This is a genomic window from Anaeromassilibacillus sp. SJQ-1, assembly GCF_046693725.1.
GTDB lineage: Bacteria > Bacillota > Clostridia > Oscillospirales > Acutalibacteraceae > Anaeromassilibacillus.
Map to the genome: position 1 here is coordinate 276,645 of NZ_JBKEIV010000034.1, position 9,687 is coordinate 286,331.

The window sequence follows — 9,687 nt, forward strand, 5'->3', positions numbered from 1 at the left end:
TTGCAGGCTCTGCCCGGAGGAGAGGGTCTGGTAGGCGGTGGAAAGCTCATTCAAATTGTCCGCGTCAGATTGATACTGGACCTCCATCAAAAGCTGCCCGCTCTGCAACGTCAGGTCCCCGGTCTGTTGGAGGTAGCTGTGGACCTCGGGGAGTGCCTGCGCCAATTGTTGCAGTTCCTCTTTGGAGAGCGCCACCCCGCCGGAAAGCTTTGCGTAGGCGTCGGAAAGGGTCTCCATGGAGACGGCTTGCTGCCCGTACTGCTGTGTCAGGATATACGCCAGGTCCGCTTGCCTTTGGGCTTCCTCGTTTGCCTTCCGCCAGGAAGCGGCGTAGCGTTCAACCAGTTCGGGGTCCTTCGAGCATCTCATTGATGTCGGAGGCAATCCCTTGAATCTGGTCTTCCAGAGACGGTCCCCTGAAAGAGCTCGTCGTACTCCTTCAGCATTTCGCGCACAGCCGTCTTGTACTGTTCGCTCATGTTGGTGAACGAAGTGATGATCTCTCCGTTGGAATCGGTGATCCCGGTGGCTTCTTCCACTGCAACGTAGTAATAATCCCTGGCCTCCTGGGCCACTTCACGGTATTGGTGCTTTAGCTCTGCGAGCTCTTCGGATTGGCTTTTCAGCTGTTCCTCAAGCATCGTTTTCGACAGCGTTGGATTGACGTCCATCAGCGCTGCGTCGCTCCATTCCAGCCATTCCCGGTTCTGCGCCATGCTGGCCTCAAGGTCCTGGATCTGTTTTTGCAAGGCGCCGGCGTCGTTTGCGTAGACCGCGCCGTTGTCCACTGCCTTCTGGCGGTAATATTCTTCCTCCTCGCGCATCAGGCTGAGCCGTTCGCGAAGCTGCTCGTTGCCTGCTAGGATGGCCCGCCCTTCGCTGTCGTACCCGACGATGAGGTTGGGCATGAGGTTGGCCAGGGATTCTCTGGCCGCGCGCACCTCCTGGGTAGAGGAAGCCGCATCCTGTAAAACCGCCAGATTGGCCTCTGCCGTGCGGATCGTTTCTGAATAGCTCTGCGCCTGCTGGATTCCCTCCTGAAAGGCGAGCATCTGTTCCGCGCGCATCTTTTGATAGGCCTCGGCAATCATCCCGACCACGGAAGCGGCCAAGTTCAGCCCCGCTACAAAGGAGCCGATCAAATTCACCCCCGAAGCGAGGGCGCTGAGGCCGGAGGAACCGGACTCGCGGAGTTTGTCGATCCGGCTGGCAAGCTCCTCCAATTTCGAGAAAGCATCCGGCAGCGTATCGGTGAAAACCGACAGGCCGCTCTGCAAAGCGCTGCTGCCGGACGTCCCTGCATCCGCCTTTGCGCCGCCGGCCTGCAGCGGCTGAATCGCCCGCAGCGGCGCGGAAGAAATCTTGTTCTGCTGTGCGAGGAAGGAACGCATCGCGTCGTACGTCTGCGGTCGAATTGTATTTCCAGCTCCTGGAGCTTGTTGCGCTCCAACTCCAACTGAACGGTCGCCCGCTGTGCTTGCAGCGCTGTATCGGCCCCTGCGGCGGGCGTGCCGGCGAGCTCTTGCAGCTGGATCATGGTCCTGCGCTGCTGTTCGAGCTGTTCAGCGATCTCCACGAGCTTTTTCCGGTATTGTTCAGCGCCCTCGACCATGGTCTGGTTGAATTCTTTTGCCGTTTTGTCTGCGTCGCTGTACATGTCGTCCCAAAGGCCGGCAAGATCGGCGACACGCGTTTCCAGCAAGCGGGTGTCCAGGCCGAGCCCGGAACCGTCTTTTCCCAATGTTCGATCCGGCAAATCGTCACCTCCTAAATTTGTGCATCAAAAAACCGCCCCCTAAAAGAGCGGCGGGATCAGGAACTTTTTAAGGGCATCCCGCAGCCATCTTCTCTATTTTTTAACAGAACCCTAGAAGGCGCGCTGAGGCAAAAAGCCTGCGCGGGATGCGAACCGCATTCTTCCCCGGCGGGTTGTTCGCCCCACCGGGTTCCTTAAAGCCGCGCCCAAACCGGTTTCTTTGAGGCCGCCCCCCAACAGGCGCGCTGAGTCCAACAGCCTGCGCGGGATGCGAACCGCATTCTTCCCCGGCGGGTTGTTCGCCCCACCGGGTTCCTTAAAGCCGCGCCCAAACCGGTTTCTTTCGAGGCCGCCCCCCAACAGGCGCGCTGAGTCCAACAGCCTGCGCGGGATGCGAACCGCATTCTTCCCGGCGGGCTGTTCGCCCCGCCGGTTTCTTTAAGGCCCGCCCCAAAGCGGAGTGCGGTCAAGCGGTGTTTCTGCGGGCGAATCGGAGGCGCTTTGAAAAAGCAGGCCGGAACAAACGCCGGTTACCCCTCCCACTCGTCCGCAAAGACCTCTTCGTCCTTCCCGCCGGGCGTGTGCAGGTCGTTGTACTCGTCCATCACAGCGAGGAACTCGTCGAAGTAATAGCTTTCCATCAGCTCCGTCCGGGGGATGCCCACACTTTGCGCGATTGCGATCCAGCGTTGGAACCAGAATTCGGCGTTTGCCCCGCCGGTGTGAGCAGCCGGCGGACGGTCCCGAAAAAACCCGACAAGTCGTTGGCCTTCCAGGCGGCCTCCAAAATCTCCGCCAATTCCGCCAGCCCGAGCGCGTCGGACGCGTCCGGGTTGAGCAGGCGTTCCGATGGGATGTCCAGCAGGCTGGAGACCATCCGGCAAAACTGTTCCGGCAGCACGGCCAGCAGCCGGACGGCGAGCTTGGTCATTCCGCCGCGGTCGATGTGTTCCAGCATCGAGAGCATTTTCGGCATGGAATCGCACCCGGGAAACAGTTCGCCGAGCACAACCGCCGGCAAGTCCTCCATCGCGCGCAGAACCTGCAGGTACTTGCCCATGGGCAGCTTGCGAATCTTCACCCCATACAGCTCCTGGACGGGCGGCGCGCTCATGCGCAGGCTTTTGTCCGGGCGGCGCAAAAATCTCTGTACATTCATGGATAGCTTCCTCCCATAAGGAGAGGGTGTCCCAAAAGTCGAAAAAGGACGGAGGGACGCCCTCGTCTTTTTAGAAACTCCGGTGTTTTTTCAAGCAGGAAGGGGATGCCCCTTTCCTATGAATCGAACCATTCGTAGGTTGGGGCGTCCTCTTTGTCCTGCAAAGCGTCCGCTCAGGGACGGAGGGATTGCAACCGCTTAATCGCCAACCTCCGGGAAGGCCGGGATCGTGTCCAGCCAAGTCAAAGCGGTGCCCTTGTCCACATCCTTGGTGCCGCGGATCTTGCCGTCGCAGGCGCGCGGGCTGCGCTTAAAGGTCAGTTCATAGGTCTGGGCCTCGTTGTTTTCGCCGCGGGTGCTGTGGGTGATCTTGTAGCCGGAGCACTTTGCCACATAGTAGCGATAGAGGCGGTAGCCGCCGTCGGCGCGCAGTGCGGAGAAGGTCAACGCGAACTCCGGCGGCACGTCGAAGGTGCTCTCTTCCAGCTCGTCGGTGAGATCTCCTCCATGTCCACGCCGCCGAGCGCCGCGAGCGGGAGAGCTCCATCTCGTTGACTGTGACCACCAGTGTGGTGTCCGTCCATTCGGCGCCGCTGTCGTACACGCCGTCGTCGCCCGGGATGCTGAACTCCGTGCGGTTGTCGGTCGGCGCGCAGGTGCGTGCGCCTACCAAACTTTTTTCTCGCCGGTTGCGGAGTATGCGGTGGCGGTGTTGGTCGCTACCGGGATGATGCCGAATTTTCAAAACCTTTCAAATACTTTTTTACCCATAAATATCCTCCTTTAATTGCGGCCCCATCGGCCAATTCCCAGTAAAATGTGGTGTATGCGTCGCCGGATTCCAGCTTGAGCGGCCCTTTGACCGGCCGTGCAATGCGAAATTTCTTCCGGCGTCAGGTCGATGAGGGTCTCCTCCGGGCCGCTGTCCAGCAGGCGAAAGAGCTCCTCGCACAGGGCGCGCGCGTCGGCATATGCCTCCCGCCGCACCTGCACTTGAATGTCACGTCGTGCCGGTCCCGTCGTCTGACCTCCCCGACAGTGTGATCCCACTCCAGCAGTGCGATCATGTCCCGCTGTTCTCCAGGAGCCGGGACGGTATCCACATAGATGTCGGATAGCCCCAGCTCTCCAGATAGCATTTCAGCGCATCGAGCATGGTTTTGCTCCACCTCCTCCCAAATCCCGTTGACGATGGGCCACCGGAAGCGTCCTGTTCAGGAAGGCTTCTTATGCAAGTCCCCTGGTTCAAAGGGCCTCGTTCCGGGACCTTGTCCATGAAAGTCTTTCTGGCTAAGAAGAAACTCTCTGGCTAAAAAAACTCTGTCCAAGAACGCTTCCTATGCAAGCCCCCCTGGTTTAAAGGGCCTCGTTCCGGGGCCTTGTCCATGAAAGTCTTTCTGGCTAAGAAGAAACTCTCTGGTTAAAAAAACTCTGTCCAAGAACGCTTCCCTCTCTGGCTCAAAGGGCTTCGTATCCAAAGTCCTTGTCTCCATGAAAGCCTTTCATCTGAGAAGCCCCTTGTCCAAACCTCCTAGCCATAAAAACCTCCCCATCTAAGAATCCCCCTGTCCAAGTCCCCTTGCCCAAAATCCCTTCCCCAGCGTCAGGCCGGTCAAAAGCGCCCAGTTTGCCTTTGGACGTTCCCGCTACTTTCCCCTTTGTGCCTTCCACCGTTTCAGGCTTCGAAGAGCCTCATGGCGGCTGGCTAGGCGGCCTTCTCATCCAGGAGATTTTTTGGCTAAGAAGCTCTCTAGCTAAAAAACCTCTGTCCAAGAAGGCTTCCTATGCAAGCCCCCCTGGCTCAAAGGGCTTCGTATCCAAAGCCCTTGTCTCCCATGAAAGCCTTTCATCTGAGAAGCCCCTTGTCCAAGCCTCCTTACCCAAAAGCCTTTCATCTAAGAAGCCCCTGTCCAATTCCCTTTGCACAAAAGTCCTTCCCCAGCGCCGGGCCGGTCAAAAGCGCCCAGTTTGCCTTTGGACGTTCCCGCTACCTTCCCCTTTGTGCCTTCCGCCGTTCCAGGCTTCGAAGGGCCTCATGGCGGCTGGCCAGGCGGCCCTCTGTACCAGGAAACTTTCTGGCAAGGAGGTCCTCTGTCCAGGAGACTTTTTGGCTAAGAAGCTCTCTGGCTAAAAACCTCTGTTCAAGAAGGCTTCCTATGCAAGCCTTCCTGGTCCAAAAGGCCCGTAGCCAAGGCCCTTGTCCATGAAAAGTCTTTCTGGCTAAAAACCTCTGTCCAAGAACACTTCCTATACAAGCCTTCCTGGCTCAAAGGGCTTCGTATCCAAAGCCCTTGTCTCCATGAAAGCCTTTCATCTGAGAAGCCCCTTGTCCAAGCCTCCTAGCCATAAAAACCTCCCATCTAAGAATCCCCTTGTCCAAGCCCCCTTGCCCAAAATCCCTTCCCCAGCGCCGGGGCGGCCAAAAGCGCCCAGTTTGCCTTTGGACGTTCCCGCCGCCGTTCCTATGCCCAAAGCAATCGAGAAAAGAAAGACCGGGCGTCGGGCCTGAACAGGTTGAAACCAGGTACGCCGGGTAGGCGGCGGGGCGTCATCCCGGCCTGTGGCTTCCCAACAGGTACGGACGCAAGAGGCTTGCCGCCTCCATGCTGTACATCGTTGGTTCTCTTGCCGGTTCGCCCGGATTCTGCGCGCCGGCTGTGTCCGGTAGGGCTAGAGCTTCCAATGCCTGGGCCAGCTTGATGTTCACGGGAATGCTCCGGCTCAGGTCGCGGGGAAAGGCCATGTCCTGAAAAATGCTGTGTTTTCTGCCCGCATAGTGCAGGGCTTCCAGATGTTGAGCCGCCCGTTTCAAGCGATCCTCTTTTTGAGCATCATGGAACATCATCCACGACTCGCCGCCGGATCTCCCTGTGAGAAGTCCGTCCGCCTCCGAAAGGGTGAGGCATGTGTCGGTCCCGACTTTGAGCAAGTCCCATCGCCTCCTTCTAGGGCTGCCGGTTTGGCTCTTGTATCGCGTCCCCTGCGGAGCCGCACAAAAATCTCGAAATTGAAATCAAAATCTTAACAAGATACCAAAACCCTACAGCTTTTGATTTCGTCCTCCGGTTGTCCCGGATTCCGTGATTCTATCGTATCACAAAGGAACTGCTTGTGAACGCCAATATCCGCTGGAAAACGCCGGAACCTGTTTAAATGCGTTGGACCGCTGCGGCAGCTTTCCAACAGGGGTTATCTTCCTGCGAGCGGGCAGCCAGCTTGCGTACTGCCTGAACGGCGATATGGCGCGTCTGGCTTTCGCTGTAGGCCACTTCGTCTGCAATTTCTTTCCAGGCAGGGCGGCGTTTCCATTGGTTCCGGGCGCGCAGATCCTGCGGCCCCATGTAGGCCAATTCTAACACGCGGCGTTCCACACGTCCGAGTTCATTTAAAACCGAGCGGCACCAGTTCTTTTTCTCGCGCAGTTCCACCGCACGCGCACGGCAGGCATCCGCCTCGCGCTCGTATTCCAGCAGGATTTCAGACAGTGCCAACGCAGCAGACGGGTCGCTGTAGCGCCCCTTTCCGCCCGGCATGCCGGTCAGATTGGGAGAGGGCAGGCAGATACACTTCTGTTCCTCCTCCAGCGCTTTGATCTCCTCCAATTCGCTGTGGATCATCCGGGGGAGGTCGTAATACTCTGCAAGCAGCTTTTCGATTTCCTTGGGTGTCATAACAAAATGCTCCTTTCAAATGTTCCGATGCTGGCCCATGCCCGCTCGAATGGGTGACTCTGCGCCCTTTAGCGCTCCATATGTAAAACTCTGGTTACTATGTCGGACGCCGCTCTGTGCGCCCCGCTTTGCCTTCCATGTCCATACTTCTCAAGCAAATTCTCGCCCGTTGTTTCCCCCTCTAAGGAGATTTCCTCGTCCGGCCGCCCGGTGCTTTCCCTTCTGCGGAGATTGCCTCGTCGGTTCATCTGGCGCTTCCCCCTTTGTGAAGATTCCCTCGTCGGCCGCCCGGCTTTTCCCATATCGGAGGCTGCACCGGCCTGCACTTCTGCGTTGCGCCCCCGGACAATACCCTGTGCACCTCGCTTTGCCTTCCATGTTCATGCTTTTCAGACACGTTCCTTCCGGTGCTTTCCCTTCTGCGGAGATTGCCCCGTCGGTTCATCTGGCGCTTCCCCCTCTGTGAAGGTTCCCTTGCCGGCCGCCCGGCTTCTTCCTGTGTCGGAGGCTGCACCGGTCTGCGCTTCTGCGTTGCGCCCCCGGACGATACTCTGCGCGCCTCGCTTCGCCTTCCATGTTCATGTTTTTCAGACACGTTCCTTCCGGTGCTTTCCCTTCTGCGGGAGATTTCCCCGTCGGTTCATCTGGCGCTTCCCCTCTGTGAAGATTTCCTCGCCGCACGCCCCGCTTTTTCCCGTGTCAGAGGCTGCACCGGCCTGCGCTTCTGCATTGCGCCCCTGGACAATACCCTGTGCGCCCTGCTTCGCCTTTCCATGTTCATGCTTCTCAAGCAAATTCTCGCCCGTTGCTTTCTCCTCTGTGAAGATTCCCTCGTCGGCCGCCCGGCTTTTCCCGTGTCGGAAGCTACACCGGCCTGCACTTCTGCGTTGCGCCCCTGGACAATACCCTGCGCGCCCCGCTTCGCCTTCCATGTTCATGCTTTTAAGGAAATTTCCTTCCAAGTGACAGGCCCGCTTAAACCCTAGCAGCGCCGCAATCTCCTGTGCCGCGCTTTGGTATTCCTCCGGAGGTAACCCCATCTCCCGCAGCTTGTCCTTCAGGCATTCGTAGTGGGCCCAGCGGCGCAGAAGGCCATCCTTGCGCCGCCTGCGCGCTTCATCGAGCAGCGCCTTCCATTCATCCGTCATATTTTGACTCCACCTCCATAAATGTGTGATACTGCGGTTGCCAATGGAACCGGAACTTCCCGTCTGGCCGTTCCGGTTCTTCGCCAACGTCAAGTGGATGTCCGTCCAGGCTTCGCCGGAGAGCCGTCCCTGGGGCTGTTCCCCGTCTCGCCAGAGAAACAGCACATAGTCGGCGTCCTGTTCCAGATCGCCGGTCTCGCGCAGGTCCGCCAGGCGGGGACGTTTGTCCCTGCGTCCGTCCGATTGGCGATTCATCTGGGCCAGTTCTACAATGGGCAACCCCGCGTCCAGGGCGATCTGCTTGAGCTGATTGCTTACCCAACCCAGTGCGCGATAGGCGTCCCGCATGGATGGGCGTTCCATCAGGCCGATGTGATCGATAAAGAGGATGTCCGGCTGATAGAGTTCGATGCACTGGCGCACCCGGTCGACCGAGAGCCGAGGTTCCACGCGAAAACTGGATGCGTGTTGATTCGCGGAATTGGCACAAGACGCGCTCGATGTCGCCCTTCTCTTCGTCCGAGAGCAGGCGGTCCCGGATGCGGGTGCCGTCGATGTGCATGAGCCGGGATGCCACACGCTGCATGAGTTGTTCATCGGGCATCTCCATCGAGCAGTAGAGCACCTTTTTCTTCCGGCGTGCGAGGTGCAGGGCGAGGTTGAGCGCAAAGTCGGTCTTGCCGCCGCCGGAGCGCGCCGAAGAACGGTGACGGTGCCGGGCAAAAATCCGCCGGTTGCGCGGTCGAGGGCCCCATAGCCCGATTCGGCAGGCGCGCCCTTTGGGGCGTTCATCGATTGAAGGAAATGATCGACCGCCTGAGCAAGGAAACGCCGCTGTCGCCTTCGGCGCGGGTGAGGGCGTCCTGTTCCACTACCAGATTGCGCAGGCGCTCGACGGATTCCTGTGCCGTGCAGATGGGGGCGTCCGCCGCGATCTCAGCCGCCGCGGTACAAATGCAGCGTCTCCGCCACGCATCCCGCACAATTTTCACATAGTCAAAGCGGTGCCTTGTGGTGGGCACATAACCGGCCAGTTGGAGAAGGATCTTTTTCTCATCCGGCAGACGCTACAACCAGGGTCACGCCGTCCACCGGCCCGTTGGCGCGGTACTGGGCGACCATGGCTTCAAAGACGCGCCGCGTGGTGTCGTGGGTGAACATCTCCGGGGTCAGGGCGTTTGCCGACATCCTCTGATGAATTCGCCATCCAGGACGACGCATCCCAGGACCGCCATCTCCGATTCTACACTCACTCCGGCATCAACTCCTCCCAGCCGCACTCTCCGGCGCGAAAGCGGCGCAACGCCTCTTCCCGGCGTTCTTTTTCACGCGCCAACTCCGGGGCAGCGCACAGGGAGGCGCGTGGCCGGGCGGGTCCAGATTGCCGCAGTACGCCGGGCTGTCCGGAAAGGGCTCGTCCTCCCAGCGCCGCTGGCCCAGCCAGGTGGATGGATTGGGAATATACCGCCCTTGGTCTCGCTGCCATTGTTCGCTGCCCTTTGCCTGTTTGATGGCCGTCAACATCGTGTCCAACAGGCGGTGGTCCGGCTTTAGCCGCACAAAGAGCTTTTCCGCACGGCCTTTGCCGACTTTACGCGGATATGCGGTCCAAAAGCGCTCAAACGCCTCCTGTACGCCTTTGCCCTGCATTCCAGCCTTCCCACCAGTCCGAAATACCTCTTGCGCTCCTTGCACCCCTTCGTCCTGCGTTCCAGCCTTCCCACCAGTCCGAAGTACCTCTTGCGATTCTTGCACTTCTTCGCCCCGTGTTCCGTCCTTTCCGCTCGTCCAAAGCGCCTCTCGCGATTCTTGCATCCCTTCGCCTTGCGTTCTACCCTTTGAAGCGGCGCACGAAAAACGCGAAAGCGTTTCACGATAAATGCGAAACTCACACGACATGGAAGTCGTTCTGGTCAATCCATTCCACAGCAACCGTACCAGTAAATATGTACA

At 58.9% G+C, this 9,687-nt stretch carries 14 protein-coding genes and 2 pseudogenes; 2 read left to right on the forward strand and 14 right to left on the reverse strand.

The features are described from left to right. On the forward strand, nucleotides 1-372 hold the full coding sequence (locus ACGCCZ_RS08940; RefSeq protein ID WP_411655827.1) for a hypothetical protein: 372 nt from the start codon (nucleotides 1-3) through the stop codon (nucleotides 370-372). Here the strand turns inward: ACGCCZ_RS08940 and ACGCCZ_RS08945 are convergent. Beyond that, nucleotides 366-1,391, reverse strand: coding sequence for a hypothetical protein (locus ACGCCZ_RS08945; protein WP_411655828.1), 1,026 nt, complete (start codon nucleotides 1,389-1,391; stop codon nucleotides 366-368). The genes ACGCCZ_RS08940 and ACGCCZ_RS08945 overlap by 7 nt on opposite strands. Nucleotides 1,392-1,414: 23 nt before the next feature. Here ACGCCZ_RS08945 and ACGCCZ_RS08950 point away from each other — a divergent pair, with 23 nt between their 5' ends. Next, entirely contained in the window at nucleotides 1,415-1,771 is a 357-nt protein-coding gene (locus ACGCCZ_RS08950) for a hypothetical protein (RefSeq protein ID WP_411655829.1), read from the forward strand. Nucleotides 1,772-1,867: 96 nt separating this feature from the next. Here ACGCCZ_RS08950 and ACGCCZ_RS08955 read toward each other — a convergent pair whose 3' ends face one another. The 13 genes and pseudogenes from ACGCCZ_RS08955 to ACGCCZ_RS09015 form a co-directional block, all read right to left on the reverse strand. Further along, a complete protein-coding gene (locus ACGCCZ_RS08955; RefSeq protein WP_411655830.1) occupies nucleotides 1,868-2,134 on the reverse strand; it encodes a hypothetical protein in 267 nt (88 codons plus the stop codon). 262 nt (nucleotides 2,135-2,396) lie between these two features. Beyond that, nucleotides 2,397-2,915, reverse strand: a complete 519-nt coding sequence (locus ACGCCZ_RS08960) for a hypothetical protein (protein WP_054325059.1) — start codon at nucleotides 2,913-2,915, stop codon at nucleotides 2,397-2,399. A gap of 198 nt (nucleotides 2,916-3,113) precedes the next feature. Continuing rightward, nucleotides 3,114-3,380, reverse strand: coding sequence for a hypothetical protein (locus ACGCCZ_RS08965; RefSeq protein ID WP_411655831.1), 267 nt, complete (start codon nucleotides 3,378-3,380; stop codon nucleotides 3,114-3,116). 318 nt (nucleotides 3,381-3,698) lie between these two features. Next, nucleotides 3,699-3,965 carry a hypothetical protein gene (locus ACGCCZ_RS08970; protein WP_411655832.1) on the reverse strand — a complete coding sequence of 89 codons (267 nt, stop codon included), beginning with the start codon at nucleotides 3,963-3,965 and terminating at the stop codon, nucleotides 3,699-3,701. 408 nt (nucleotides 3,966-4,373) lie between these two features. Next, entirely contained in the window at nucleotides 4,374-4,586 is a 213-nt protein-coding gene (locus tag ACGCCZ_RS08975) for a hypothetical protein (protein WP_411655833.1), read from the reverse strand. 877 nt (nucleotides 4,587-5,463) lie between these two features. After that, nucleotides 5,464-5,844 (reverse strand): DnaT-like ssDNA-binding protein, encoded by a 381-nt coding sequence (locus ACGCCZ_RS08980; protein ID WP_411655834.1) that lies wholly within the window; start codon nucleotides 5,842-5,844, stop codon nucleotides 5,464-5,466. A 220-nt stretch (nucleotides 5,845-6,064) separates the two neighbouring features. Continuing rightward, entirely contained in the window at nucleotides 6,065-6,586 is a 522-nt protein-coding gene (locus tag ACGCCZ_RS08985) for a hypothetical protein (RefSeq protein ID WP_411655835.1), read from the reverse strand. Nucleotides 6,587-6,654: 68 nt separating this feature from the next. After that, nucleotides 6,655-6,834, reverse strand: a complete 180-nt coding sequence (locus tag ACGCCZ_RS08990) for a hypothetical protein (RefSeq protein WP_411655836.1) — start codon at nucleotides 6,832-6,834, stop codon at nucleotides 6,655-6,657. A gap of 339 nt (nucleotides 6,835-7,173) precedes the next feature. Then, a complete protein-coding gene (locus ACGCCZ_RS08995) occupies nucleotides 7,174-8,184 on the reverse strand; it encodes a DnaB-like helicase C-terminal domain-containing protein (protein WP_411655837.1) in 1,011 nt (336 codons plus the stop codon). A gap of 40 nt (nucleotides 8,185-8,224) precedes the next feature. Beyond that, a pseudogene (locus tag ACGCCZ_RS09000) lies at nucleotides 8,225-8,530 on the reverse strand (DnaB-like helicase C-terminal domain-containing protein); the annotation flags it as partial. After that, complete coding sequence (locus tag ACGCCZ_RS09005; protein ID WP_411655838.1) at nucleotides 8,523-8,756, reverse strand: hypothetical protein; 234 nt, start codon at nucleotides 8,754-8,756, stop codon at nucleotides 8,523-8,525. The gene ACGCCZ_RS09005 and the pseudogene ACGCCZ_RS09000, both read right to left, overlap by 8 nt. Before the next feature lie 31 nt (nucleotides 8,757-8,787). Continuing rightward, nucleotides 8,788-8,955, reverse strand: a complete 168-nt coding sequence (locus tag ACGCCZ_RS09010; RefSeq protein WP_411655839.1) for a DnaB-like helicase N-terminal domain-containing protein — start codon at nucleotides 8,953-8,955, stop codon at nucleotides 8,788-8,790. Between the two features lie 39 nt (nucleotides 8,956-8,994). Next, nucleotides 8,995-9,687: pseudogene (locus ACGCCZ_RS09015) on the reverse strand (hypothetical protein); the annotation flags it as partial.

Coding starts and splice junctions, on each gene's coding strand:
- ACGCCZ_RS08990 (WP_411655836.1), bottom strand. CDS start 6,834: ATGAACCGACGAGGCAATCTCCGCAGAAGGGAAAGCACCGGGCGGCCG.
- ACGCCZ_RS08945 (WP_411655828.1), bottom strand. CDS start 1,391: ATGCGTTCCTTCCTCGCACAGCAGAACAAGATTTCTTCCGCGCCGCTG.
- ACGCCZ_RS08960 (WP_054325059.1), bottom strand. CDS start 2,915: ATGAATGTACAGAGATTTTTGCGCCGCCCGGACAAAAGCCTGCGCATG.
- ACGCCZ_RS08985 (WP_411655835.1), bottom strand. CDS start 6,586: ATGACACCCAAGGAAATCGAAAAGCTGCTTGCAGAGTATTACGACCTC.
- ACGCCZ_RS09010 (WP_411655839.1), bottom strand. CDS start 8,955: ATGCGTCGTCCTGGATGGCGAATTCATCAGAGGATGTCGGCAAACGCC.